This window comes from Bradyrhizobium sp. SZCCHNS30572 (assembly GCF_032484415.1).
Classification (GTDB): Bacteria; Pseudomonadota; Alphaproteobacteria; order Rhizobiales; family Xanthobacteraceae; genus Bradyrhizobium.
Genome location: NZ_JAUESY010000008.1, coordinates 345,027 through 371,111, shown reverse-complemented (window position 1 = coordinate 371,111; position 26,085 = coordinate 345,027). Strand labels below are relative to the sequence as shown.

At 66.8% G+C, this 26,085-nt stretch carries 23 protein-coding genes; 14 read left to right on the top strand and 9 right to left on the bottom strand.

From position 1 onward, the window contains the following. Positions 1 to 172 precede the first annotated feature (172 nt). Positions 173 to 568: a thioesterase family protein gene (locus tag QX048_RS24205; protein ID WP_315713585.1), complete on the top strand. Its 396-nt coding sequence runs from the start codon at positions 173 to 175 to the stop codon at positions 566 to 568. Between the two features lie 10 nt (positions 569 to 578). On the opposite strand, the gene QX048_RS24200 is transcribed toward QX048_RS24205, so the two are convergent. Next, complete coding sequence (locus QX048_RS24200) at positions 579 to 983, bottom strand: DUF4864 domain-containing protein (RefSeq protein WP_315713584.1); 405 nt, start codon at positions 981 to 983, stop codon at positions 579 to 581. Positions 984 to 1,221: 238 nt separating this feature from the next. Between QX048_RS24200 and kynU the strand changes: the two genes are divergently transcribed. The 4 genes from kynU to QX048_RS24180 are packed head-to-tail and all read left to right on the top strand — an operon-like array spanning position 1,222 to position 5,291. Next, entirely contained in the window at positions 1,222 to 2,415 is a 1,194-nt protein-coding gene (gene kynU / locus QX048_RS24195; RefSeq protein ID WP_315825473.1) for a kynureninase, read from the top strand. Beyond that, positions 2,412 to 3,251: a tryptophan 2,3-dioxygenase gene (kynA, locus tag QX048_RS24190; RefSeq protein ID WP_315825363.1), complete on the top strand. Its 840-nt coding sequence runs from the start codon at positions 2,412 to 2,414 to the stop codon at positions 3,249 to 3,251. Before kynU ends, kynA begins: the two co-directional genes overlap by 4 nt. A gap of 34 nt (positions 3,252 to 3,285) precedes the next feature. After that, a complete protein-coding gene (locus QX048_RS24185) occupies positions 3,286 to 4,110 on the top strand; it encodes an alpha/beta hydrolase (RefSeq protein WP_315825362.1) in 825 nt (274 codons plus the stop codon). A gap of 59 nt (positions 4,111 to 4,169) precedes the next feature. Further along, the gene (locus QX048_RS24180) at positions 4,170 to 5,291 is read left to right on the top strand and encodes a hypothetical protein (protein ID WP_315825361.1); all 1,122 of its coding nucleotides are present in this window, start codon (positions 4,170 to 4,172) and stop codon (positions 5,289 to 5,291) included. A 63-nt stretch (positions 5,292 to 5,354) separates the two neighbouring features. Here the strand turns inward: QX048_RS24180 and QX048_RS24175 are convergent, their stop codons facing one another. Next, positions 5,355 to 5,657 carry a helix-turn-helix transcriptional regulator gene (locus QX048_RS24175; RefSeq protein WP_315754417.1) on the bottom strand — a complete coding sequence of 101 codons (303 nt, stop codon included), beginning with the start codon at positions 5,655 to 5,657 and terminating at the stop codon, positions 5,355 to 5,357. 55 nt (positions 5,658 to 5,712) lie between these two features. Between QX048_RS24175 and QX048_RS24170 the strand changes: the two genes are divergently transcribed. Then, a complete protein-coding gene (locus QX048_RS24170) occupies positions 5,713 to 6,666 on the top strand; it encodes a threonine/serine dehydratase (RefSeq protein WP_315825360.1) in 954 nt (317 codons plus the stop codon). A 61-nt stretch (positions 6,667 to 6,727) separates the two neighbouring features. Here the strand turns inward: QX048_RS24170 and QX048_RS24165 are convergent, their stop codons facing one another. The 6 genes from QX048_RS24165 to QX048_RS24140 form a co-directional block, all read right to left on the bottom strand. Continuing rightward, the gene (locus QX048_RS24165; RefSeq protein WP_315825359.1) at positions 6,728 to 8,323 is read right to left on the bottom strand and encodes a gamma-glutamyltransferase; all 1,596 of its coding nucleotides are present in this window, start codon (positions 8,321 to 8,323) and stop codon (positions 6,728 to 6,730) included. A gap of 137 nt (positions 8,324 to 8,460) precedes the next feature. Then, positions 8,461 to 8,844, bottom strand: a complete 384-nt coding sequence (locus tag QX048_RS24160) for a RidA family protein (RefSeq protein WP_315825472.1) — start codon at positions 8,842 to 8,844, stop codon at positions 8,461 to 8,463. A 192-nt stretch (positions 8,845 to 9,036) separates the two neighbouring features. Next, entirely contained in the window at positions 9,037 to 11,370 is a 2,334-nt protein-coding gene (locus QX048_RS24155; RefSeq protein ID WP_316174333.1) for an acetamidase/formamidase family protein, read from the bottom strand. Between the two features lie 281 nt (positions 11,371 to 11,651). Further along, entirely contained in the window at positions 11,652 to 12,893 is a 1,242-nt protein-coding gene (locus QX048_RS24150) for an acetamidase/formamidase family protein (RefSeq protein ID WP_316174332.1), read from the bottom strand. Positions 12,894 to 12,947: 54 nt separating this feature from the next. Then, positions 12,948 to 14,588: an amino acid ABC transporter permease/ATP-binding protein gene (locus QX048_RS24145; protein ID WP_316174331.1), complete on the bottom strand. Its 1,641-nt coding sequence runs from the start codon at positions 14,586 to 14,588 to the stop codon at positions 12,948 to 12,950. A gap of 350 nt (positions 14,589 to 14,938) precedes the next feature. Further along, positions 14,939 to 15,829 carry an ABC transporter substrate-binding protein gene (locus QX048_RS24140; protein WP_316174330.1) on the bottom strand — a complete coding sequence of 297 codons (891 nt, stop codon included), beginning with the start codon at positions 15,827 to 15,829 and terminating at the stop codon, positions 14,939 to 14,941. Positions 15,830 to 16,283: 454 nt separating this feature from the next. Here QX048_RS24140 and QX048_RS24135 point away from each other — a divergent pair, with 454 nt between their 5' ends. The 6 genes from QX048_RS24135 (at position 16,284) to QX048_RS24110 (ending at position 22,986) form a co-directional block, all read left to right on the top strand. Further along, positions 16,284 to 17,108: an ABC transporter permease gene (locus tag QX048_RS24135; protein WP_316174329.1), complete on the top strand. Its 825-nt coding sequence runs from the start codon at positions 16,284 to 16,286 to the stop codon at positions 17,106 to 17,108. Then, on the top strand, positions 17,108 to 18,172 hold the full coding sequence (locus tag QX048_RS24130) for an ABC transporter ATP-binding protein (RefSeq protein ID WP_316174327.1): 1,065 nt from the start codon (positions 17,108 to 17,110) through the stop codon (positions 18,170 to 18,172). The genes QX048_RS24135 and QX048_RS24130 overlap by 1 nt, the downstream gene beginning before the upstream one ends. Before the next feature lie 29 nt (positions 18,173 to 18,201). Beyond that, a complete protein-coding gene (locus QX048_RS24125; protein WP_315754406.1) occupies positions 18,202 to 19,233 on the top strand; it encodes a PotD/PotF family extracellular solute-binding protein in 1,032 nt (343 codons plus the stop codon). Positions 19,234 to 19,314: 81 nt separating this feature from the next. Then, positions 19,315 to 20,145, top strand: coding sequence for an ABC transporter permease (locus QX048_RS24120; protein ID WP_315754404.1), 831 nt, complete (start codon positions 19,315 to 19,317; stop codon positions 20,143 to 20,145). Between the two features lie 229 nt (positions 20,146 to 20,374). Then, positions 20,375 to 21,979, top strand: a complete 1,605-nt coding sequence (locus QX048_RS24115) for an amidohydrolase family protein (protein WP_410052181.1) — start codon at positions 20,375 to 20,377, stop codon at positions 21,977 to 21,979. Next, positions 21,976 to 22,986 carry a CobW family GTP-binding protein gene (locus tag QX048_RS24110; RefSeq protein ID WP_316193648.1) on the top strand — a complete coding sequence of 337 codons (1,011 nt, stop codon included), beginning with the start codon at positions 21,976 to 21,978 and terminating at the stop codon, positions 22,984 to 22,986. Before QX048_RS24115 ends, QX048_RS24110 begins: the two co-directional genes overlap by 4 nt. A 191-nt stretch (positions 22,987 to 23,177) precedes the next feature. Here QX048_RS24110 and QX048_RS24105 read toward each other — a convergent pair whose 3' ends face one another. Further along, positions 23,178 to 23,999, bottom strand: coding sequence for an IclR family transcriptional regulator (locus tag QX048_RS24105; RefSeq protein ID WP_316200747.1), 822 nt, complete (start codon positions 23,997 to 23,999; stop codon positions 23,178 to 23,180). Positions 24,000 to 24,175: 176 nt separating this feature from the next. Between QX048_RS24105 and QX048_RS24100 the strand changes: the two genes are divergently transcribed. Together QX048_RS24100 and QX048_RS24095 are read left to right on the top strand one after the other, a co-directional pair. Further along, positions 24,176 to 25,231: an ABC transporter ATP-binding protein gene (locus tag QX048_RS24100; RefSeq protein WP_315713567.1), complete on the top strand. Its 1,056-nt coding sequence runs from the start codon at positions 24,176 to 24,178 to the stop codon at positions 25,229 to 25,231. After that, positions 25,228 to 26,082, top strand: a complete 855-nt coding sequence (locus QX048_RS24095; RefSeq protein ID WP_315825349.1) for an ABC transporter permease — start codon at positions 25,228 to 25,230, stop codon at positions 26,080 to 26,082. Before QX048_RS24100 ends, QX048_RS24095 begins: the two co-directional genes overlap by 4 nt. Positions 26,083 to 26,085: the final 3 nt, after the last annotated feature.

Sequence of the window (26,085 nt, the reverse complement as noted above, 5' to 3'; positions counted from 1 at the left end):
CGATCACCGCGGTCGTCCCGGCGAACGCCGGGACCCATACCCCCAAGGGAGCGGCTCGAGGCACGCTGGTCATTGGCCCTTCGCCCATCACGACCGCCACGGCGTATGGATCCCGGATCGGCGCGCGCGTGCCGCGCGCTTGTCCGGGACGACAGCACAGTTCGGAGCAGCCATGGACGCACGTGAGATCATCAAGCCGGGCATGCGCGCCGAGCGTCTGCTGGTGGTGCCGCCGGAGCGCACCGTCGGGCATTTCGTGCCGCACATGCCGATGGTCTATGCGACGCCGATGATGATCCTGGAGATGGAGATGACGTCGGGCGACGCCATCAACCCGGCGCTGCCGCCGGGCTGGGTTACGGTCGGCACCGAGGTCAACGTCCGCCATCTCGCGGCCTCGCCGGTCGGCGCGACCATCCGCACGGTCGCCGAGGTGATCGAGGTCGAGCGCCGCGTCATCCGCTTCTCGGTCGAGGCCTATCATGGCGACGTGAAGATCGGCGACGGCCGCCACGGCCGCGGCCTCATCAATGTCGAGCAGTTCAAGAAGCGCTTCGGCGTGACGTAGCCGCTCAGCGCTAGACCGACTGGCCCGTCTTCAACAGCGAACAGCCGGTGATCCTGAGGCTGCCGTCGGGCTGGGTCCGCAACGTGTACAGAGCCTCCCACGCCTCGCCTTCGGCATCGACGATGTGCACGCGCTGCGCGATGCTGCCGTCCTCGACCTGCGCGGCGCCGAATTCGAAGCTGCGATGGCGATAGACCGGCGGATAGCCGCTTTTGACCATGCTCATGAAGATCTCGACGCTCGGAAACAGCGCCTGGATCTCCGGCGCGGCTTGGGCATAGGCGGTCGCTCCGTCGTCGCGCGCCAAAGCCTGTTCCTGGGCGCGAATGACGCTCTGCGCCGCGCTGGCGTCGGCAGCCTCGGCAGGGTGCATCAGCAGCGCCATCAGCAGGACGAGCGGCACCAGAATGCGCATGTTGGGCTCCATCGGCAGTTCAGATCGATCTATCATGCGCCACGCGCCGCCCGTGACAAGCCTGCCGTGGCGCGTCAATGTCACCGGCCGGCGGCGATCGACCGGCTGGATTGTGTCGCCATCGTCACGTCTTCGCGAGCCATGCGGCCCGCGCGGTGCCGGTCGCGATGGGACCGGCTTGATCTGGCCCGACCCGGCGCGAATCATGCATTCAGGCCGTGAACGAAGCAGGAGCCGCATGACCGATTTTTCCAGGACCCGATCGCTCTTCACGATACCTGAAGGGGTCATCTATCTCGATGGCAATTCGCTCGGCGCGCTGCCGTCGGCCGTGCCCGCCCGCGTTGGCCGCATGATCGAAGCGGAGTGGGGACAGGAGCTGATCCGCGGCTGGAACACCGCCGGATGGATGGTGCAGCCGCGCCGGGTCGGCGATCGCATCGCCCGGCTGATCGGGGCCGCGCCCGGCACGGTCGTGATGGGCGATACGCTCTCGATCAAGGTGTATCAGGCGCTCGCCGCGGCGCTGTCGCTCAATCCGGGCCGCCGCGTGATCCTGTCCGACAGCGGCAACTTCCCGTCCGATCTCTATATGGCGCAGGGCCTGGTCCGCATGCTCGGCGACCGCGCCACCTTGAAGGTGGTCGAGCCCGAGCAGGTGGAGGCGGCGATCGACGACAGCGTCGCAGTGCTGATGCTGACCGAGGTGGATTACCGCACCGGCCGCATGCACGACATGGCCGCGCTGACGAAGAAGGCGCACGCGGCCGGCGCGCTCACGGTGTGGGACCTCGCGCATTCCGCCGGCGCTGTGCCGGTGGATCTCGCGGGCGCGGATGCCGACTTCGCGGTCGGCTGCACCTACAAATATCTCAATGGCGGTCCCGGCGCGCCGGCCTTCATCTATGTCGCGCCGCGTTACGCAGACATCGCGCCGCCGGCGTTGTCCGGCTGGATGGGGCACGAGGCGCCGTTCGCCTTCGATCTCGACTACCGCCCCGGCGGCGGCATCGAGCGCATGCGCATCGGCACGCCGCCGATCATTGCGCTCGCCGCGCTCGATGCCGCGCTCGACGCCTGGGACGGCGTGTCGATGCCGGACGTGCGCGCGGCTTCGATCGCGCTGTCGGAATTGTTCATCGCCGAGGTCGAGAAGCGCTGTCCGTCGCTGACCTTGGCGTCACCGCGTGATGCGACGCAGCGCGGTAGCCAGGTGTCGTTCCGCCACCCGGACGGCTATGCGATCATGCGCGCGCTGATCGCGCGCGGCGTGATCGGCGACTTCCGCGCGCCGGACGCGCTGCGCTTCGGCTTCACGCCGCTCTATATCGGCGAGGCCGAGGTGCGCGGCGCCGTGGGCATCCTCGCGGAGGTCCTCGACAACAGTCTGTGGGACAGGCCCGACTATCGCCAGAAGGAGCTCGTGACGTGAGCAGCGCGCCCTACGATCCCGCCACCGAGGGTGCGCGGATGAACTTCAAGGGTCGGATGTCCTATGGCGACTATCTGATGCTGGATCGCCTGCTCGATGCGCAGGCGCCGCTCTCGACCGCGCATGACGAGCTGCTGTTCATCATCCAGCACCAGACCTCCGAATTGTGGATGAAGCTCGCGATCCACGAGATCAAGGCGGCGATGGCCGCGATCGCCAAAGACGACGTGCAGCCGGCGTTCAAGATGCTGACGCGGGTGTCACGCATCTTCGAGCAGCTCAACGGCGCCTGGGACGTGCTGCGCACGATGACGCCGAGCGAGTACACGCTGTTCCGCGACAAGCTCGGCGAGTCCTCCGGCTTCCAATCGTTCCAGTATCGTTCGATCGAATTCCTGCTCGGCAACCGCAATCTCGCGATGCTGCGCCCGCATGCCCATCATCCGGAGCTGACCGCCGAGCTGGAAGCGATCCTGGCGAAGCCCAGCCTGTACGACGAAGCGCTGCGTCTGCTGGCGCGGCGCGGCTTCTTCATCGGCGCCGACGGCCAGCGCACCGACTGGCGCGGCACGCGCGCTGAGAGCGCGGAGGTCGCGGCCGCCTGGACCAGCGTCTATCGCGAGCCGCAGCGGCATTGGGAGCTGTATGAGCTCGCCGAGAAGCTGGTCGATTTCGAGGATTATTTCCGCCGCTGGCGCTTCAACCACGTCACCACGGTGGAGCGTATCATCGGCTTCAAGACCGGCACCGGGGGCACCAGCGGCGTCAACTATCTGCGCAAGATGCTGGAGATCGTGCTGTTCCCCGAACTCTGGAAGCTGCGCACCGGGCTGTGAGCCCGCGCGCACATCAATCGATCAGGAGATCCTCATGCTCTATGCCGTCAAGGACTGGGACAACGCTTACGCCAACGGCCCGAACATCGCCGGCGGCGAGCGCTGGCCCGGGCTGTGGGTGGCGCCGGCGGAGAGCTATCGCGCCGACATGGTGGGGCAGGGCCGTGCCAAGCTCGACATCGCGTATGGCGCGCATGAGCGGCAGCGCCTCGATCTGTTCCTGCCCGAGGGCAAGCCGAAGGGCCTCGTCGTGTTCGTGCATGGCGGTTACTGGATGCGGCTGGACAAGAGCTTCTGGTCGCACCTCGCGCAAGGCGCGATCGCGCGCGGCCATGCCGTGGCGATGCCGTCCTACCGGCTGTGCCCCGAGGTCGGCCTCGCCAACATTTCGACCGATGTCGCGCAGGCGATCGCGCGGGCGATGGACGAGGTCGGCGGGCCGGTGGCACTGACCGGGCATTCCGCCGGCGGCCATCTCGTCAGCCGCATGATCTGCCGCGGCGCGCCGCTGTCGCCGGAGCGACAGGGGCGCATCACCAGCGTGGTCTCGCTCTCCGGCCTGCACGATCTGCGCCCGCTGCAACGGACCGCGATGAACGACACGCTGCATATCGACGACGCCACGGCTGCGAAGGAGAGCCCCGCGCTGCTGGTGCCGATCGATCACGTCAAGGTCACTGCCTGGGTTGGCGGCGCCGAGCGCAACGAATTCCGCCGCCAGGCTCAGCTGCTCGCCAATATCTGGATGGGGCTTGGCGCATCCACGGCTTATGTCGAGGCGCCGGACCGGCACCATTTCGACGTGATCGACGATCTGGCGGATGCGGACAGCGCGTTGATGACGGCACTGGTCGGATAGGATGTCGGTGCCGCCGTTCGCAATTGCAGAGACTGCTGGTCGAGAGTGAGCCTGAAGCGATGACGCCTGATCAGTTCGTGAAGGTCTTCGATGTCCTCGACGCGGGTTTCATGGCCTCGTGGATTCCCGCGACCGGCCTGCTCTTCATCGTTCTGACCGGACTTCTCGCGGCGCTTCCCCGCGGGCTGCAAGCTCTAGGAATTCCGTATCTCCCGAAGTCGAATGTCGTGCGCTATGGCCCGGTCGTGTTCGCGACGATTTGGACCGTTGGGGCCTTTGCGTTGACCTTCGTCCCCTATCACCGTCATCACAGGCTGGCCGCGAGCGGCGAATGCCGGATGGTCGAGGGGCCCGTCGAGCAGTTCACGCCGGGGCCGCTCGCGCGGCGTCCGAGCGAGTCGTTCACGGTGTCGGGCGTGCCGTTCCAATATTCGGACATGGATCTCATTGAGGGCTTCCACGCGACGGCGGCCCGCGGCGGCCCGCTCACGCCCGGTGCTTACGTCCGGATTTGCTACGACCCGTCTGACAGCGTGATCCTGCGCCTGGAGATCCGCGGCTTTGCCGGACCCGTGCCGAACCAGGTCGGACGTCCATCTCTTCAGCCTCACGATCCTCCGTCTGCGGCTCCCACCCCGGTCGATCTGCCGTCCTGGCTCGCGCCTTTGCTGTTTGGCACTGTGATTTTCGACCTGATCGCAATCATGGCCCTCTACCGGCCCTATCTCGGAGCCTTCCTGCGGATCGGATGGGAGCGGGATCGATTTGTTCTTCAATCCGAACTGGCGGCGGGCAGGAGAGTCAAGCTCAGCACCTGCACCGTCTACTGGGACGAGAGGCATCGTGTGATCTGGCTGCGGCCGCGCGGATTGATTCTGATTCAGATTCCCCTCGTCGTCGGCAGGCTGCATGTCGACGCAACCGAGCGTTCCGTCATCGGGTGGGACATCTGTCTGGCGCCGGCGAGCTGCATTGCTGTCGTGGTGGTCGCAGCCGGCTTGTTCGGTCCGGCGCTCGCCGCAGTGGGGGGCCAGACCTGGTCCTTGCCGACGTTGCTCGTCGGCGGCTTGATCGGGCTTGCGCTCGTTGGCTTGAACGTGGCCGCGTTCCGCTCCCGTATGCGGGCCTTCTTGCGGGCAAGCTTTCCGCAAATCGCCGTGCCGTCACCGCCGACCGTATGACAGTGCTAGCGCGGCTGCCGAGCGTCCGCCCAATGAGAGCGTTCGTCACGCCTCTCGCCAGGTCTAGAGTGCGGCGGTGAGCAGCCGTCGCGCTGTCTTGAGGCCTTGTTCGTCGCGCTTGTAGAAGGTCCAGCCCTTGGCGCGCTTGGCCTTCACGAGCCCTGCGGCCGTCAGCACGCGCATGTGCTCGCTAAGCGTCGGTGCCGATACGCTGAGCTTGTCGGCGATGAAGAGCCCGCAGACGCCATCCTTGACCAAGTCACCGTCGCGCTGCGGCGGGAAATGCCGCGCGGGATCACGCAGCCATTCCAGGATCTGCAGCCGCTTGTCGTTGGCCAGGGCGCGAAACACGAGGTCGGGAGCCATTTTGTAACTTTGCCAATTAGCTAAGCTGTGTCAAGATGCGCAGGAGAGGTGCGGCATGTCGGAAACGTCCACGGCGTTTACGCGGGAGCGGATCGCCGCGACCCACGAACTCATCAGGCCCCATGTCCGGCACACACCGCTGATCACGATCGCGGGCGGCGACGTCGGTCTCTCGGCTCGCCCGTTGCGGCTCAAGCTCGAATTCATGCAGCATGGCGGCTCGTTCAAGGCGCGCGGCGCATTCGCCAATCTCCTGATGCGCGAGGTGCCCGAAGCGGGCGTGGCCGCGGCGTCGGGCGGCAATCACGGCGTCGCGGTGGCGCTGGCAGCCCAGCGTCTCGGCCGCAAGGCGGCGATCTTCGTGCCGAGCATCGCCTCGCCGTCGAAGATCGATCTCATCCGGCGTTGCGGCGCGGATATTCATGTCGGCGGCGATCGCTACGCCGATGCGCTTGCTTCGAGCGAACGGCATGTTGCGGCCACGGGTGCGATGCCGATCCACGCCTTCGACCAGCCCGAGACCATGCTGGGGCAGGGGACGGTCGGCTTGGAGATCGAGCGCGACGCGCCCGAGATCGACACGCTGCTGGTTGCTGTCGGCGGCGGCGGGCTGATTGCCGGCATCGCCGCTTGGTATGAGGGGCGCGTCAAGGTTGTGGCGGTGGAACCCGAGGGCGCGCCGACGTTGCGCGACGCGCTGGCGGCAGGGCATCCGGTCGATGCGCCGGCCGGTGGCATCGCCGCTGACAGCCTCGCACCACGCCGGATCGGCGCGCGGGTGTTTCCCATTGTCCAACGCTTTGCCGCGCCGGATGTCGCGGTCGTCAGCGACGACGCCATCCGCGCCGCGCAGCAAGCGCTCTGGACGGCGTTGCGCATCGTCACCGAGCCCGGCGGAGCCGCGGCCTTTGCCGCGTTGCTGTCCGGCGTTTATCGTCCTGCACCAGCCGAACGCGTCGCGATCTTGATCTGCGGCGCGAACACCACCGCCGTGAATTTCGAGAATTGAGGAAAGGGTCGACGAACTTGCCGTGGTAGGAGCGCGCGACGCGTCGGGCCCCCGGACCTCCTCACCGCTCCGCCACCGCATCGCCCCAGGCGTGGAAGATTTCCGTCGCGCCGCTGTTCACGTCGCCCTGGCGCAGCACGATGCTGGGGCAGGCGAATTTCATCGGCATGGTTTGCAGCGGCGCCGGCACGGTCTCGAACTTCGCTGTCAGCACGTCCATCACCTCCGCCGGCAGCCGGGTGTCGGCGCCGACCACGTCACCTTCGCTGGCGTCGATGCGCGGCTGGTGGATCGCCGTATCGAGATCCATGCCAAAGTCCATCACGAAGGACAGCATCTGTGCCACGGCGGGCAGGATGCGGCGGCCGCCGGAGGCGCCGAGGGCGAGGCGACGGCCATCGGCGGCCTGCGCCACCACCGGCGTGTAGTTGGTGAGGCAGCGCTTGCCCGGAGCCAGCGAGTTCGTCGTGCCGGGCGTCGGGTCGAACCACATGATGCCGTTGTTCATCATGATGCCGCTCTGCGGCGCCTGGAATTTCGAGCCGAAGCCCGACAGCAGCGTCTGCGTCACCGCCGCCATGTTGCCGTCGCGGTCCACCACCGAATAGTGCGTGGTGCAGGCCGGCGCGAGATATTCGGCGCCGAGCGCGCGCTTGCCAGGCGCATCGCCCATGTCGTTCAGCCGTTCGCGGTACGCCGACTGCACCGCCTCGGCATAGGCGATGAACGTGCTTGCATCCGGCGCCTTGCCCGATGCCGTCACGCGCGCCTGCATCAGCCGCAGCGCGTGAGCCAGCGTCGGGCCGGCCGTCAGCTCCGGCGTCGCGAACACCGTGCCGCCGCGATAGGGGATGCGCAGGGGATCGCGGACATGCGCCTCGAACGCGGCGAGGTCATCCACCGAGAGCGCGCCGCCGGCGGCCTGGATGTCGCGAGTCAGCGAGCGGGCGATGTCGCCGCGGTAGAAGTCGCGCGCGCCGGCGCTGGCAAGATGTGCCAGCGTCGCCTTCAGCTGCTCCTGCGGCAGCCGCGTCACCGCCTTGGCGCCCCATTGCGGATTCGGCGGCAAGCCATCCTTCAGATAGGCCGCGGCGCTGCCGGGATAGCGGCGCAGGTCGGCGGCGCAGCTCGAGATCATCACGGTGGTCCACCAGTCCACCAGCAAGCCCTCGGCGGCGAGCTTCACGCTCGGCGTGACGAGATCCTGCCACGGCAGCCGCGCGTAGCGGCGATGCGCCGCCTCCATGCCCGCGACGACGCCGGGCACTGCGATCGCGCCGGGGCCGTGCAGATTGCGGTCGTCCTTGACGCGGGGCCAGGGAAAGATGTCGGCCGCGACGCTGCCGTCATTGGCCAGCGGATAGTCCGCGGCATCAAGGCTGTCGGGCGCGCGCATGCCGTAGTCGATCACCTCGACGTGGTTGTCCCTGGCGCGGTACAGCAGCATGGCGCCGCCGCCGCCGAGGCCGCTCATCCACGGCTCGAGCACGCCGAGCGCAAAGCCGGTCGCCACCACGGCATCGACGCAGTCGCCTCCCGCGGCCAGCACCTCGGCCCCGACCTCGGCGGCGCGCCGTGACTGCGCCGCGACAATGCCGCCCTTGCTGGTCACCGCCGGCTTGCGGATCTGCTGACGATTGGAAAACTGATACGGCATGGCACTCCCCGATCCCGCCTGATGGTCCGGCGAATTGACACCGCCGGGCCTCGGCACACAATCGGCAACAGCGGGACGCTCCCCAGCCCGGATCGAATGACGGGGCCTCGCGTTGAGGAGATGTTTACCAATGGGTACTATGGTCTTCGGCAGACCAGATCGATCTCGATCAGCGCGTCATAGGCAAGACCGGTGACGCCGACACAGGTGCGGGCCGGCAGCCGGTCCGGCGGGAAGAATGAACGATAGGTTTCATTCATCGCCGCGTAATCCCGCTTGAACTCGGTCAGGTAAATCCGAGACATCACAATATGTTCGAGGCCAAGGTTGAGACCTTGGAGGATGTACTTCAAGTTCTGCATCACCGCCTTCGTCTGATGCACGATCCCCTCCGGCAGCACGCCCGGCGCCTCCGGCGAGTCCGGCATCTGGCCGGTGACGAACACGAAGCCGTCGGTTTCGACCGCGTGGCTGAACGGCGCCACCGGCCTGGTCGCACCGGAGATCATGTGGAACTGCATAGGGATGGTCCTTTGTTCGGGGCTTCGCTCGAAACACAACATTAGTCGTCATTGCGAGGAGCGAAGCGACGAAGCAATCCAGGGCCGAGCGTGACGCCCTGGATTGCTTCCGCCTTCGCTCTTCGAGCTTCGGCGGACAAGTCGCTTCGCTCGCAATGACGGAATTCCGGGACGCAGCGATTGGATCGAGAGTCAGCCCGCATCCTCGAACAGCCGCTTGCTCAGGATCGCGTGCACGCCCCAATTGCCGTCGACGACCTGCGTGACGCCGAAGTCCACCGCCGCCGACATCAGCGCGACCGCCTCGTCCTCGCTGAGGCCTTTGATGTGCATCAGGAAGCGGCGCATCTTGCGGAAGGCATCCTTCATCGCGAGGTCGAGCGAGGAGGTCGCGTAGACCTCGCTTTGGCCTTGCGCGCCGAACTCGGCGAGATAGTTCGGGTGGCTGAAGCCGGTCAGCACCCAGTCGGTCGCGGTCTCGATCAGCGGGTAAGAGAGATCGGCGAACGGCTTCCCCGCGAGCTGCGCCTTCTTGTGCAGGATGACCTGGAACGTGCCAGTCATCGAGCATTCGATCGCCGTGCCGCCGAGCTCGCCGTCGCCTTGCGTGGCGTGGGGGTCGCCGACCGACAGCAGCGCGCCGGGAACCGCGACGGGGAGATACACGGTCGCGCCCTTGCCCAGCCGCCAATTGTCAAGATTGCCGCCGAAATAGGACGGCGGAATCGAATCGACGAAGTCGACCTCGCGCGGCGCCACCGCGATCACGCCGAAATGCGGCCGCAGCGGAATGCGGATGTTGTCGAGCACGCCGTGGCGGCGCTTGATGCTGCCGGGCGCCACCGGCACACCGGGATAGTCGTAGGTCGCGTGGACGACTCCGGCCGGATCGGTCTGCGGCTCCCAGCGGTAGGAATAGAGCGCGCGCGCATGCGGCTCGGGATCGCCGGCAAAGATCTCGTAGATCGTCACCGCCTCGCGCGGCGCCGGTGCTGCAATCAGTTCGTTGTAGTGATAGCCCCACCACGCCGCGACGCTGGAGCCGAACACACGGCCTTCATGCGTCCTGCTCTTGCTTGGCCGCGGCACGATGTCGAGGATGCGAACTTCGAGCACGTCGCCGGGCTGCGCGTCCTTGATCGCGACCGGGCCGGTGCAGATGTGGACGCCAAAGCCTTCGCCGGCGCCGCGGCCGAACACGCTGGCGTCCATCGGACCGGCGCCGCGGCGGTCGACGTTCTTCTTGGCCTTGGTCCAGCCGAACACGCTGAGCGCAGCGGCATCGCCTGCGATCATCAGCTCGGGATCATCGGAGGCATGCTGGGTCAGCGTCTCCACCGTGATCGTGTCGCCGGATGCGATTTCGATCTGCGGCGGCAGCGAGCGGCTGAAATAGCCCCAATGCACCCGTTCGGCCGACACCGCGAGATGATGGTGATGCCGCCGCGCATCCTGGTCGTTGGCCGGCGCGGGTAGGGCGATGTCGCTCCTGGTTGACGCCGGCCTCTCGCAGACGCGCTGCTGCGCCAGCGCATCCTGCGGCCAGCCGCGCTGGCCGCGCGGAGTCGCCGACGTGATCGCCTGCTCGGCCTTCTGCTGCCGGAACTCGCGCGGCGACAGGCCGAAGCGGGCGCGGAAGCTGCGGCTGAAATGTGCCGAATCGGCGAAGCCGTAGCGATAGGCGATCTCCGAGATCGAATGGTTGGCTTCGGCCGGATTGGACAGGTCGGTCCAGGCCCGCTGCAGCCGCCGTTCCCTCACGTAGTGACTGAAATTATCACCAGCGCCTTCGAACAATTTCTGCAGATAGCGCTCTGAGATGCCTTCGGCCTGGGCCACCCGCGCCGGCGTCAGTTCGGCATCGTCGAGCCGCCGCTCGATGGTCTGGCAGATCCGGTGAAGGATCGCGGCCTGCGTCGCGCTGCTGCCGGCCTCCGTTGCCGGCACCGCTTGTTGATGGGCGAGCGTCAGCAGCAGATCGACCAGGCTCTGTGCGACCGTGCTCCATTCGGCATCGCTGAGGGTTTCGAGCGCCCGCGCGGTGGCCTCGATGGTGCGGCAGACCACGTCGGCAAGACCGCTCGGCGCGATCACCTGGGGCCTGGCCAATTTCAGCTTGCCGCTGATGCGGCCATGCAGGGCGTCCGCCGTCACCGACAGCACGATCGCGCGCAGGTCGCGCTGGAAGGCGATCCCCCAGTCTCCCGTGCGCGGCAGCAGCATCAGATGCCCCGCGGGCACGATGCGGTGGCTGTCGCCGCTCCGGAGCACGGCGCCGTCCTCGATCGCCAGCAGCACGATCGGCAGGTCTTCGTGGGGCTGCGGAACCGCAGTGACCACCTGCGCGCCGGCCGACAGCCGCGAGAGCGCGATGCCCGGCGCATGGCGATGCGAGGCGGTGGCATGGCCATCATAGAATGGCGTCTTCGCCGCGGGCTGCAGCCCGACCGCATTCAGCACGTCGCGCCACGCTTCAGGGCGTTCGTCCCTTGCATAGGATTCGCTGGTGAACGGACGAAAACTCATGGCACGCCCCGGGTCCGGGAACGCGAAGCAACCCCCGTGCCAGATGAGCTTGACCGTTTGTCGTTTTGGCATCGGCGTTTCGGTGCGCGTCAGTCGTCGGCTCCTGGTGTCGTTGTCGCTGGGGCTGTCGCCGCGCGCGCGGTCTGTTCCCCTCCCCCTTGCGGGGAGGGGTGGGGGTCCACAGCGGCGGTGTCGCTTGGGGCGCCCCCACCCCGACCCTCCCCCGCAAGCGGGGGAGGGAGCGCACCTTGCGCTGGGCGAGAGGGTGCCCGACGTCGACCTCACTCACACCGGAACACGTTCTTGCGGATCGTGCCATGCACGCCCCAATTGGCGTCCACCACCTGGGTGACGCCGAAATCGGCGCCGACCGACAACAGCGAGATCGCCTCGTCCTCGCTGAGATGATGCACCGTCATCAGGAAGCGGCGCAGCTTGCGGAAGGCGTCGCGCATGGCGCGGTCGAGGCTGGAATGGTTGGCGATCTCGGTCTGCGCATTGGCGCCGAGTTCGGCGAGGTAGTTCGGATAGGTGAAGCCGTAGACCGACCACGCCTGATCGGTCTCCAGCAGCGGATGGGTCAGGCCCTCGAGCTGGGTGCCGCCGAGATCGTTCTTCTTGTGCAGGATGAACTCGAAGTCGCCGGTGAGCGAGGTCTCGATCGCGGTGCCGCCGAGCTCGCTGTCACCTTGCGCGGCATGAGGATCGCCGACCGAGAAATAGGCGCCGGGCACGGCGACCGGATAGTACATCCTCGCGCCCTTGCCGATGCGCCAGTCGTCGATGTTGCCGCCGGTGTAGCTCGGCGGGATGGAGGAGACGTAGTCGGCCTCGGAGGGCGCGAGGCCCATGGTGCCGAAATGCAGCCGCGCCGGCACCTTTATATTCGGCAGGATGTTCTCCCGCTTCCTGATCGTCGAGTGATCGACCGGCACGCCGGGATAGTCGATGGTCGGATGCACGATGCCGTCGGGGTCGGTCTGCGGCGTCCAGACGTAGTTGTAGACCGCCCTGGCGAACGGCTCCCCCGCGGTGTCCAGCTCGAAGATGGTGACGACCTCGCGCGGCTTCGGCTCCTCGATCAGGTCGTGATAGTGAAAGCCCCAATTGGCGGCGGCGTTGGAGCCGAAGCATCTGCCGGCATGGCAGCCGCATTGGCTCGGCCGCGGCCTGATGTCGAGGATCCGCACCTCCAGCACGTCGCCGGGCTCGGCGCCTTCGATCGCGACCGGTCCGGTCAGCAGATGCACGCCGATGCCTTCGCCGGAGCCGCGGATGAACGGGCCCTCGGTCGGACCGGAGCCGCGCCGCGCCACGGCCTTGTGCTCCTTCGTCCACTCGAACACGCTCTCGGCGCCGGGATCGTCCTTGATCATGCGCTCGTAGTCATCGTTGGCGTGATGCGTCAGCGTCTCGATCGTGGCGCGGTCGCCGGAGCGCAAGGTAAGCGCGGGTGTCACCACCTTGGAGAAATAACCCCAGTGAACGGTCTTGTTGGACACCGGCAGCAGATGGTGCTTCATGCGAGGGCCTCTTTGCTCAGAGATCGAGGATGTTGAGAATTCGGTGGAGCGGGCTCATGCCACCGCGTCCTTCGGCCGCTCGGCGTCCATCACCGAGAGGAAGCGCGCGGTCAGCGGATGGCGCGGGTTGGTCAGCACATCGTGCGCCGGTCCCTCTTCGAGGATCACGCCGCCGTTGAGGAAGGCGACGCGGTCGGCGACCTCGTCGGCGAAGCGGATCTGATGCGTGGAAATGATCATGGTGAGCCCATCGTCGATGGCGAGCCGGCGGATCACCTCCAACACCTCGCCCACGAGCTCGGGATCGAGCGCTGAGGTCGGCTCGTCCAGCAGCAGCACGCTCGGGTTCGGCGCCAGCGCGCGGGCAATCGCCACGCGCTGCTGCTGGCCTCCGGACAGATGGCGCGGCAGCGCATCGGCGCGATGCGACAGGCCGACGCGGTCGAGCAGCTCCGCCGCGCGGCGCTCGGCCTCGAAGCGGCCCAGGCCGTGCACCCAGCGCAAGGGACCTGCGACATTCTCCTTCGCGGTGAGATGGCCGAACAGGTTGAACTGCTGGAACACCATGCCGACGCCGACGTTGGCGCGCTCATTGGCGATCGCGCGCGGCGACAGCTTGCGGCCGGCCTCGTCAAAGCCGAGCTGGCGGCCGCCGACGCGGATCTCACCGGAATCCCAGTTCTCCAGGTGATTGATGCAGCGGAGCAGCGTGCTCTTGCCGGAGCCTGAGGGGCCGAGCAGCGCGATCACCTCGCCGATGCGCACGGTGAGATCGAGCCCGTCGAGCACGGTGTGGCCGTCATAGGCCTTGCGCAGCCCGGTGACCTCGACGGCGACATTGTTGCGGGCGACCGTCGCCGCGCGCCTGGCGCGATCCTCGATCGACAGCGCTAGCGGCGGCGTTTCTTTCAGTTCGGCGGGCTCCGGCGGCGCGGCCTCGATGGCAGGGGCTGTTTTCTCGGCGAGTCCCAGCTTCGTCGCGTGGCCGATGCGGCGCCAAGGTAGCAATAGCGCAAGGTAGTCCGCCAGCTTGCGCTGCTTCGCCGTGCGGTCGAGATCGAGCAGCCATTCCAGCGCGAGCTGGATGACGCTGATCGCGCCGGTCAGCACGAGATAGATGAGACCCGAGGCGAAGAAGATCGAGAAGAAGTCGAAGGTGGACGACGCGAGCTGCGTCGAACGCAAGGTCAATTCCTGCACCGCGATGACGGAGGCGAGCGAGGAGTTCTTCAGCGCGCTCACCGCCTCGTTGCCGAAGGCGGGGATCATGGTGCGGATCGCCTGCGGCGCGATGATGCGGCGCATCAGCACTGATGGCGTCATGCCGAGCGCCTGGCCGGCCAGGAGCTGGCCGCGATCGACGCCGAGCACGCCGGAGCGCAGCATCTCGGCGATGAACGGCGCCTCGTTGCAGGCGAGTGCGAGGCCCGCCGCCAGCACCGCCGGCAGCTTGATGCCGATATGCGGCAGCGCGTCGTAGGCGAACACCATCTGCAGGATCAGGGGTGTGCCGCGGAAGATCACGGTGTAGCCGCGTGCGATCGCCGCCAGCAGCCAGAACCGGCTTAGCTGCATGGCCGCGAGGACGAGGCCGAGGATTAGTCCGCCGATCAGGCCGAGCGCGGTGACCTGAAGGGTCAGCTCGATGCCCTGCAGCAGATACGGCATGCTGAGATAATGCAGGAAGAGGGACATCAGTCGGCCTGGCTATGTAGGGTGGGCAAAGGCGCGGAGCGCCGTGCCCACCGCGGTGTTCGGGAAGAAAGACGGTGGGCACGCTTCGCTTTGCCCACCCTACGAAGATGGTGCTCTCAGCGGTGCTGAGATCGTCAGCTACGAAGGTGGCTCACGCATGTGTCGCCGCGGAACTGGTGCGCTCCCTCCCCCCTTGTGGGGGAGGGCTGGGGAGGGGGGTACCCAGCAAAGAGTCTTCGTGTGGACCCCCACCCCCGACCCCTCCCCGCCTAGCGAAGCTCCGCTTCGCGTGGGGGGAGGGGAGCGCACTGTCTCTGCGGCGACAGATCCGCCTTCGAACGGAGCGCCTGTTAGTCCGCCGTGAGAATATCCGGCTCCTTGAAGTTCGCCGGATCGAGCTGCCACTTCTTCAGCAGCTCCTGATGGATGCCTTCCTTCTGCACCTCGATCAGCGCGGCCATGACGGCGTCGCGGAACTTCGGCTTGTCCTTGGGAACGGCGATGCCGACCGAATAGGGGATGGTGACCGCGATCGCCTTTTCCAGCTTGTCCGGATAAGCCTTCACCGCCTGGTCGACGGTGTTGACGTCGTTGACATAGGTGTCGGCGCGCCCCGCCAGGATGGCTTGGATACAGTTGGCGTTGTTGTCGTAGAGCTGGATCGTCGGCTCAGGCTTTCCGGCTTCCTTGCATTTCGGCGCGAGATCCTGGATCAGCGGCACCTCGACGTAGCCGGTGTTCTCGGCCGCGGCCGCGCCGCACATCGACAGGTTGATGCCGTTGATGCCCTTCGGGTTGCCCTTGGCGACCAGCACGCCGTCGAACACCTTGGAGTAGGTGATGAAGTCGGCGGCCTTGGCGCGCTCCTTGGTGGCGTAGATGTCGGAGATGACGATGTCGGCCTGGCCGCTCGCCAAGGTCGTCAGCAGCGCGGCGAAGGTCACCGGCTTGTAGGTCAGCTTGAAGCCGAGACAGTCGCCGATGGCCTCGCCGAGATCGATGTCGAAGCCGACATATTTGCTCGGGTCTTTCGGGTCGATCGACTCATAGCCCGGCGTGTGCGGATTGATCGCGTTGACCAGCGTCTTGCCCTTCCAGTCCGGATATTTCTCCTTCAGCGCCGCGCAGCCCCCGGGCGTCGCCGCCTGCGCGTCGATGGGGGCGAGAAGTCCCGCCGCGATGATGACACCGAGCGCGGCAAGCCACGCCCGCCGCGCTCCGGTGAATAGCCTCGTCTGCATGTTGCCAGCTCCTTCGAACGATGATGTCGCGCTGGTCCGGCGGTGCATTGGTGCCGTCGCCCCGGTCCAAGCTCGAAGGCAAGCTTAGGTGCGGGCCTGCGCGGATGGCTTGTCCGTGGGCGCACAAAATATTGGATCGTGCCGGTGCAAGAATTGAGCACGCATTGCTCAAATCCGCGCCGTTGCGACGGACCGTCGCGCAGGCGTCAAGTCCGCCTGCTCGGTCCTCGAAGATTCCGAAAGTCGGAAATCGAGCGCGCCGGCGACGGTTTCACGTGCGCACGGGGCTAGCGCCAAGATGGCGCTGCCGCCGCATCACGCGTCAGGATCGCCGCGTCGCTGCGCCCATGCGAATGTGCATTGCGATAACTCGTGGCACAGGCTTGGCGGCAGCGGAGCTCCCGACTACGATGCCGCCGCACAAGTTGCTGATCTGTTTGTTGAGGTGTCTGCAATGCCGTTCCGTTTTACGGGACAAATATCACTCGGCCATTTCGCAGTGCGGACACTGATCGTCACAGCCTATGCCGTCATCTTCGCGCCCGTCGTCATGATCGTCGTGACCAGCTTCTTCGCGCAGGAGATCGTGAGCTTTCCGCCGCCGGGCCTGTCGCTGAAATGGTACTCGAACGCGCTGAGCAAGCCGGAATTTCTGCGTGGCCTCGTGACCAGCTTCCAGGTCGCGCTGCTCGCGACCGCGATCGGCGTGCCCATTGGCACTGCGGCGGCGCTTGCCATCGTGCGGGGCGAGTTCCGTGGCCGCCAGGCGCTGTCGTCGTTCCTGCTGGCGCCGCTGGCCGTGCCCGGCGTCGTCGCCGGCTCCGGCCTCTACATGTTCTATGTGCTCGCCGAGGACCTGCTCGACCGCGACATCAAGGCAACTACGGAAGGCCTCGTCGCCGCGCATACGCTGCTGGCGATTCCGTGGACGGTGCGGCTCGTGGTCGCCAGCCTGCAGGGGCTCGACCGTGCCGCCGAGGAGGCCGCCGCCAATCTCGGCGCCAGCCCGTTCACGGTGTTCCGCCGTATCACCCTGCCGATGATGCGCTCCGGCATCGTCGCGGCGGCGATGTTCTCGTTCATCCAGAGCTTCGAGAATCTCGATCTGTCGATGCTGCTGGTCGGTCCCGGCCGGATCACCTTGCCGGTTGCGATGCTGAACTACCTCGAATTCCGTATCGATCCGACGCTCGCCGCGGTCGCCACGGTGCAGATCGCGCTGGTTGGAATTCTGATGGTGGTGACCGACCGCTTCGTCAAGCTGTCGCGGGTGGTGTGATGGCGCAGCTCACCCTGGAGAAGCTGACCAAGCGCTTCGGGACGTCGATCGGCGTGGAGGGGCTCGATCTCGCCGTCGGCGAGGGCGAGCTGGTCGCGCTGCTCGGACCCTCCGGCTGCGGTAAGACGACCACCTTGCGCATGGTCGCGGGCTTCCTGCCGCCCACGAGCGGCCGCGTGCTGTTCGACCGCGAGGACGTGACGCATCTGCCGGCCTACAAGCGTGCGACCGGCATGGTGTTCCAGTCCTACGCGCTGTTTCCGCACATGAGCGCGGCCGACAATGTCGGCTTTGGCCTGGAGATGCGCGGCATCAGTGCGGCCGAGCGCAAGACGAAGATCGAGGAGGCGCTCAGGCTGGTGCGGCTGTCGCATCTCGCCGACCGGCTGCCGCGGCAATTGTCGGGCGGCCAGCAGCAGCGCGTCGCGCTGGCACGGGCGCTGGTGGTCAATCCGCGCATCTTCCTGCTCGACGAGCCGTTGTCCAACCTCGATGCCAAGCTGCGCGCCGAGGTGCGGCTCGAGATCCGCGCGCTGCAGCAACGGCTCGGCCTGACCACCTTGATGGTGACCCATGACCGCGAGGAGGCGCTGACCATGGCCGACCGCCTCGTGGTCATGGAGGGCGGCCGCGTCCGCCAGATCGGCACGCCGCAGGAGCTGTACGATTCCCCGAAGGATGCGTTCGTCGCCGACTTCGTCGGTCGCTGCAACATCGTGGCGGGTCGGCGTGCGGACGCCAATAACTTCCGTACCAGCGGCGGCCTGCTGTTGCCGGTCGATGTCGCCAGCGGCGAGCGCGACGATGCCGATGCTTTCGCGCTGCGGCCTGAACGCATTGCAGTGGTGGCCGGTGAGTCCGGCGAGGTGCGCGGCCGCGTGCTGGCGATCACCTATATGGGCGCGCAGAGCGAATATGTGGTGGCGATCGGCGACGAGACGCTGGTGGCCGTCAGGCCAACGCCCGACGCGAGCGAGCCGCTGGCAACACTCAAACCGAACGATCCCGTGTCCCTGCAGTGGGACCGCAAGGTCCCGCGTCTCGTGCCGCAGACATCTTCGTAACGCATCCATCCACAGCGAGAGGTTCTCCCATGATTTCGCGACGACATTTTCTCTCCGCCAGCGCCGGCGTCGCCGCGCTGGCCTCCGGCATGCCCACTGCCCGCGCCGAAGGCGGACAGGTCGTGGTCGGCACCTGGGGCGGCGACTACGGCCAGTTGCTCTCCGACATCATCGATAAGCCGATCATGACGCCGAAGGGGTTCGAGATCGTGCAGGACGTCGCCAACGCCGATCCGCGCAAGACCAAGCTGCTGGCCGAGCGACAGAGTCGCCGCGGCTCGATGGACGTGTCGTGCCTGTCCGACAACGATACCTACATCGTGTCGCAGTCGGACGTGTTCGAAAAGGTCGATGCAGCCCAGGTGAAGCGGCTCGACAAGGTGTTCCCGGAGCTCAAGAGCGACATCGCGATCCCGCACATCTATTCGGCGCAGGTCATCCTCTACAACACCAACCAGGTGAAGACGCCGCCGCAATCCTTCGCCGATCTGTGGGATCCGAAATGGCGCGGCCGCATCGGTCTCGCCGACATCCTCTATCCCAACAACACGCTGGCCGCGGCGCTCGCCGGCGGCGGCGGCGTCAGCAATCTCGATCCGGCCGAGAAGAAGCTGATGGAATGGCGCTCGCTCGACGTGAAGATCTATCCTTCGAACGAGGCGCTGGCGGCGGCGCTGAAGTCGGAGGAGGTCTGGATCACCACGATGTGGCTTGCCCGCGGCTTCATGTGGAAGAAGTCCGGCATTCCGCTCGCCCATGTCGTGCCGAAGGAAGGCACGCCGGCGATCGTGTTCCAGGCCGCGGTGCCGAAGAACGCCAAGAACAAGGCCGGCGGTTTCGCCTATCTCGACGCGATGCTGGACGCCAAGGCGCAAGGCGGCTTCGCCGACAAGATGGGCTATGTCCCGACGGTCACCGATGCGCCGCTGCCGGAGGATCTCGCCAAGCAGGTCAGCCTGACCGAGGCCGAGCGCGCGCGGCTGCTGAAGCCGGATTATGCCTACGCCGCCGGGCGTGCGCAGCGCACGCTCGACTTCTGGAACAAGGAGTTCAAGGCCTGAGCCTCAAAACCTCGCTCCTGCGGCACCGGCCGCAGGAGCACGCGGCCGATGCGCCGCTTATCTGCAATCGGAGCTCGCGCGATGGCGCTGCTGGTCGTTCCTGCCTGTCTGCTGGTCCTGGCGCTGCTGGTCGGGCCGATGATCCTGATGTTCCGGATCTCGCTCAACCAGTTCAGCCCGACCCAGCTGATGGTGCAGGCGCTGTCGCCGGACAACTACGTCAAGGCCGCGACCGATCCGTACTACCAGCAGATCATCCTGGCCACGCTGGGCATCGCGCTGCTGTGTACTTTGCTCACGCTGATTCTCGCCTTTCCGGCGGCCTATTGGCTCGGCCGCATGGAGAGCCGCTGGAAGAGCCTGGTCGTCATCGCGACCCTGTTTCCGCTGCTGGTCGGCAATGTCGTGCGCTCGGCCGGCTGGATGGCGCTGTTCGCGCGCGACGGGCTCGTCAACACGGTTCTGATGAAGCTCGGCCTGATCTCCGCGCCGCTGGAGATCATGTACACGACCAAGGCGGTCATCATCGGCATCATCGCCGTCGTGCTGCCCTACATGATCCTGACGCTGTCCGCGGTCATCGAGAGCATCCCCCGCGACCTCGAATATGCCGCCGCCAATCTCGGCGCCTCCGGCGCGCGCGTGTTCTGGCGGGTGATCCTGCCGCTGTCGGGTCCCGGCGTCGCCGCCGGCTCGATCCTGGTGTTCGTTTTGTGCATGAACACCTATGCAACGGCGGTGCTTCTCGGCGGCCCGCGATTCAAGATGATGGCGCCTGCCGTGTACGACCAGTTCGTGCGCGGCAACAACTGGCCGATGGGCGCCGCCCTCGCCTTCATGCTGCTGGCGGTGACCATGGCCTTCACGGTGTTCGGCAGCGTCGCGTTCGCGCGGAAGTACAGGGCGGGGTGACGGTAGACGGCGTCATTGCGAGAAGCGCAGCGACGAAGCAATCCAGACTTGCTTCCTGGCCCTGGATTGCTTCGCTCCGCTCGCAATGACGGGAAGACGATGCGTAGGGTGGGCAAAGGCGCGCAGCGCTGTGCCCACCATCTTGGAAGAAAGCAGACGCATGGTGGGCACGCTGCGCTTTGCCCACCCTACGGTCTCAAATGGAGGACACGCCGTCGTGACGGAACAGATGCTCCCTGGCGATGAGCTCGCCTTCATCCGGAACAAGGGCGCGGCGCCGATCGTGCCGAAGGCGACGACGCGGGATCGCGGGATCGGGCCGTTCAAGCGGCTGGCGCTGCGCAGCGCGACCGTGATCGACGGCACCGGCGCGCCGCCGATCGGGCCCGTCGACATCATCGTCGAGAACGGGCGTATCGTCAGCATCAAGAAGGTCGTCGGCTATGGCTATGCCGGCAACGCTGGCGAACCGGCCGATCACGAGATCGACTGTCGCGGAAAATGGGTGACGCCGGGCTTCGTCGACTGCCACGCCCATGCCGGCGTTGCCTATCACTCCGCCAATGGCTGGGTGCCGCCGGTCGACTACGTCTACAAGCTCTGGCTGGCGCATGGCGTCACCACGGTGCGCGAGATGGGCTCGATGAACGGGCTGTCCTGGATGCTCGACCAGAAAGAGCGCGCCGAGAACAACACGATCGCCGCGCCGCGGCTGCTCGCCTATGCCTATTTCCCGGCCGTCAACGACATGGTCAAGACGATCTACACGCCGGAGCAGGGGCGCACCTGGCTGCGTCAGGTCAAGGAGCGCGGCGCCGACGGCATCAAGTTCTTCGGCGCGCCGCCCGCGATCATGGAAGCCGCGCTCGACGAGTGCAAACAGATCGGCCTGCGCACCGGCTGCCATCACGCCCAGATGGCGGTGTCGCGCATGAATGCGCTGACCACGGCGAAGTGGGGCCTGACGAGCGCGGAGCATTATTACGGCCTGCCGGAGGCGCTGTTCGAAGACCGCGTGATCCAGAACTTCCCGCTCGACTACAACTACACCGATGAATATTTCCGCTTCTCGGTCTCGGGGCAGATGTTCAAGCAGGGCGCCGAGCCCGGCTCGGCCAAGTGGAACGAGGTGCTGGAGCAGTTCCTGGAGATCGGTTTCACCTTCGTGCCGACCTTCACGATCTACGACGCCAACCGCGACCTGATGCGGGCGCGCCAGGCCTATTGGCACAAGGAGTACACTTGGAGGTCGATGTGGGACTACTTCACGCCGCAGCGCGGCGGCCACGGCTCGTACTGGTATCGCTGGTCGACCCAGAACGAGATCGAGTGGAAGGAGAACTACCGGCTCTGGATGGCGTTCATCAACGAGTACAAGAACCGCGGCGGCCGGGTCTGCACCGGCTCGGATTCCGGCTTCATCTACCAGATCTTCGGCTTCGGCTATGTCCGTGAGCTGGAGCTGCTGCAGGAGGCGGGCTTCCATCCGCTGGAGGTGATCCGCTCGGCGACATCGCAGGGCGCAGCACTCTGCGGGCTGCAGGACGAGATCGGCACCATCGACATCGGCATGCGCGCCGACATGCTGGTCCACGACCACAATCCGCTGACCGATTTCAAGCTGCTCTACGGCACCGGCGCGATGCGCTTCAACGATGCGACCAATGCAGTCGAGTGGCATCGCGGCCTGAAATTCACGATCAAGGACGGCATCATCTACGACACCGAGGAGCTGCTCGCCGACGTCCGTGAGCTCGTCAAGGCGAGCTGGGAGAGCGACGTGCCGGAGAAATACGCGACCAAGGACAAAGACAAGGATGCCGCGGCGCCATGAGCGTCGGCATCATCGACTTCTTCGTCCTCACCGGCTTCCTCGGATCGGGCAAGACGTCGCTGCTGCGCGACGTGCTGAGCGCGGAGACGGCGTCCGACACGGCCGTGATCGTCAACGAGGCCGGCGAGGTCGGGCTCGATGGCGTGCTGCTGCGCGAGAGCGGCGATGACGTGCCGCTGGCGATGCTGTCGAACGGCTGCGTCTGCTGCCAGGTCGGCAGCGATCTCGCCTTCACCATCGACCGCCTGATCATGGCGCCGCGGCCCGCCGGCCTGCCGCCGTTGCGCCGGATCATCCTGGAGACCTCGGGCCTGTCGATGCCAGGACCGGTGCTGCGCCAGCTCGCGACCTTGGCCGAGCACCGCATGCGCGTCGCCGTCGTCGCGACCTACGATCTCACGCGCGGCCTGGACGTCGCGACGTTCGAGGAGGCCGCGGCCCAATGGGCCGCGGCACATCGGATCATTGCAACCAAGGCGGATCTTGCGCCGGAGGGGCTGACCGATGCGCCGGTGGTGATCGCGCAGCTCAATCCAGTCGCGAAGGCCGTCGCCAACGCGGATCGCGCCGCTGTGGTGTCGGCGGCCTTTGCGCCGCTTACGGCGTCCCCGCCGCTGCGCGACGTCGCGCCTGATCTCGCCGCCGCGCATCCGCGCCTCGCGCTCTGCCTGGTCCGGCCGCGCCATGAGATCGGCTATGCCGATCTCGCCAGTTGGCTGGACAACGTCGCGGGCCGGCTCGGCGAGCGCCTGCTGCGGATCAAGGGCCTGGTGAAGATCCACGAGGCGCCGCGGCCGCTGCTGGTCGAAAGTGTCGGCACGGTGTTCTCGCCGCCGCGGCAATTGACGGCCGAGAAACCGCCGGCGCCCTTCATCGTCGTGATCGCGCGCGACATTGCCCGCGATGAGCTCGAACAGGTCGAGCCGATGGGGTTGTTCACGTTCTCCTGGCGGGAGCCCGAGCGCGGAGCAGCGAGGGGCGGCATCCGCGCGGAGTGGGTGACCTAGGCGGTTGTCTCGGTTGGACAGCACAAGAGGACTTGGCGTCATTCCGGGGCAATCGTGCACACGCGACGGCGTGTGCGCGATTGAGCTCGGAATCTCGAGATTGTTGGAAACGAACGCAAGGCAACGTCGGGATTCCGGGTTCAAGGCCTGCGGCCTTGCCCCGGAATGACGGTGGTTGCGATAGAGAAGAATCAGCTTCCCCCGATCGTGCTCAAGCTCCGTGATGGATAGCGCAAAGCCACGTCGAACGGGTTGAGCTTGCCGTCCAGCACCTGCGCCTCGCCCTGCAGGATCTTCACCACATGCGGCAGCCGGTCCGCGTTCAGCCGCTCCGCCAGCGTGCCCACGCTGAGCGCCGCCACCGCGCGGCCCTGCGCGTCGAGCACGGGCACGCCGACGCCGGCCATGCCGGGAATGAGGCCGGTGCTGGTGTTGACCCAGCCTTGCGCGCGTACCTGCGCCAGCGCACTGCGCAGCGAGGCCTCGTCGAGGAAGCCGCGATCGAGCAGGCGCGGGATGTTGAAGCGGATCACGGCCTCCTGCTCGTCCTCGGGCAGGTTGGCGAGAATCGCGAGGCTGCCCTGGCCAAGCCCGAGCGGCACCTTGCCGCCGATGTCGCCGGTGAAGGAGCGGATCGGAAACGGTCCTTCGACGCGGTCGAGGCAGACCGCATCGAAGCCGTTGCGCACCAAAAGGAAGATCGTGTCGCTCAAGGTCGCCGACAGCCGCAGCAGCGCCGGCCGCGCCGCCTCGCGCAGGCCGCTGGCTTGGCCGGCGCGTGCGGCGAGCACGTAGAAGTCGAGCGCCAGGCGATAGCGCTTGCCGGCGGCCTGCTCGGCAAAGCCCTCCGCCACGAGGTCCTGCAGCATGCGGTGCGCGGTCGGCTGGCTGCAGCCCGCGGTCTCCGCGATGTCCTTCAGCCGCAGCCCGTCGGGGTCGCCCTCGGCGAGGATGCGGAGCAGCTTCAGGGCCCGGCGAAGGCTGGAGGACGAATCGGTGTCGGCTGTCGTCATCTGATCGGTGAATGTTGGCGTCGAATTCGTCACATGGATTTCATATAGCAGAATATCAGATAGATAAATTCAGGATATCGGAATTCATGATTGACCGTCTGCGTGGCCCGCCGGCATGAAAGAGCCCCAGGGCGGCAATCCCGGGCGATGACAGGAAGCCTCCCGCGCGAGGACGCATGGGTTTCCTGACGCTGGACGGTTTGACGAAGCTCTACGGCGATGTCGCTGCGGTCAGCGACGTCAATCTCAGCGTCGCCAAGGGCGAGTTCATCTCGCTGCTCGGCCCCTCCGGCTGCGGCAAGACCACGACGCTGCAGATGATCGCCGGCCTGGTCGAGCCGACGTCGGGGCGCATCACGCTCGACGGTCGCGACATCACCCACGAGAAGCCCGATCGCCGCGGCCTCGGCATCGTGTTCCAGAGCTACGCGCTGTTTCCTCACATGACGGTGGCGCAGAACGTCGCCTTCGGACTCGAAATGCGCAAGGTGATCAGGGCCGAGCGCGAGGCGCGCGTCAAACAGGCGCTGGCGCTGGTGCAACTCGCCGCGCTCGCCGACCGCTATCCACGCCAGCTCTCCGGCGGGCAGCGTCAGCGCGTCGCGGTGGCGCGCGCGCTCGTCATCGATCCGCCGGTGCTGCTGCTCGACGAGCCCTTGTCCAATCTCGACGCCAAGCTGCGCGAGGAGATGCAGTTCGAGCTGCGCGGCATCCAGCAGCGCGTCGGCACCACCACGATCATGGTGACGCACGACCAGAGCGAGGCGCTGTCGATGAGCGATCGCGTGGTGGTGATGGAGCAGGGCCGCATCATGCAGATCGACGCGCCCTATCGGCTCTACGAAAATCCGGTGACGCCGTTCATCTCCTCCTTCGTCGGCAAGATGAACCGGCTGTCCGGCGTGCGGCGCAACGGGGGCGTCGAGATCGGCGGGCGCCTGCTGCCGTGCGAGGGGGCTGACCTCACCGACGGCACGGCCGCCGTGCTCGCGATCCGGCCGGAGAAGATCGGCCTGACAACTCCCGGCGCCGGCGTGCTCGACGGCCGCATCAGAGCGCGCTTTTTCCTCGGCAGCACCTGGTTCTTCACCGTGGAGACGCCCGCCGGATTGATCGGCGTCGCCCTGCCCAATGCGGGCGAGGAGCCGGCGTGCGAGGGCGATCAGGTCGGTCTCGCCTGGAGCAGCGCCAGCGCACGCGCGTCGAAGCCCGACGGAGCGCAGTCGGCATGAGCGGCACGCGCGCGACGACACCATGGCTGCTGGCGGCGCCGGGCGCGCTGCTGTTCACCGCATTGGTGGTCGTGCCGCTCGGGCTCACCCTGGCGCTGTCGTTCCACGTCTATGACGCCGCGACCGGCGTCAAGGACGAGACCACGCTGGCGCACTACATCGGCATCCTCTCCGACGGCTACTTTCTCAATATCTTCTGGCGCACGCTGCGGCTCGCCGCGCTGACCACGCTGATCTGCGCCGTGATCGGCGCGCCCGAGGCCTACATCCTGGCGCGCATGCGCGAGCCCTGGCGCTCGGCGTTCCTGCTCGCGATCATCGGCCCGCTGCTGGTTTCGGTCGTGGTGCGCGCCTTTGGCTGGAGCATGCTGCTCGGCCCCACGGGCCTCGTCAACGAGGCCTTCCGTGCGCTCGGGCTCGGCACGGTCAGGATCCTCTACACCGAGACGGCCATCGTCATCGCGCTCGTCCATGTGATGCTGCCGTTCATGGTCATCCCGGTCTGGACCTCGCTGCAGAAGCTCGATCCGATGGTCGAGGCCGCCGCCTGGACGCTCGGCGCCTCGCGCTTCACGGCGCTGCGCCGCGTAGTGCTGCCGCAGGTGACGATGGGGCTGCTGTCGGGCAGCCTGGTGGTGTTCGGACTTTCGGCCTCGGCCTTCGCGATCCCCGCGCTGCTCGGCGGCCGGCGGCTGAAGATGGCGGCGACGCTGGTCTATGACGAATACATGCACGAGCTGAACTGGCCGCTGGGGGCCGCCATCGCGATTCTCGTGCTGGTGATCAATCTCGTCATCATGCTGGCCTATCAGCGCGTCGTCGAGGCGCGCGCCAGGCGGATGTTGGGGTGAGCG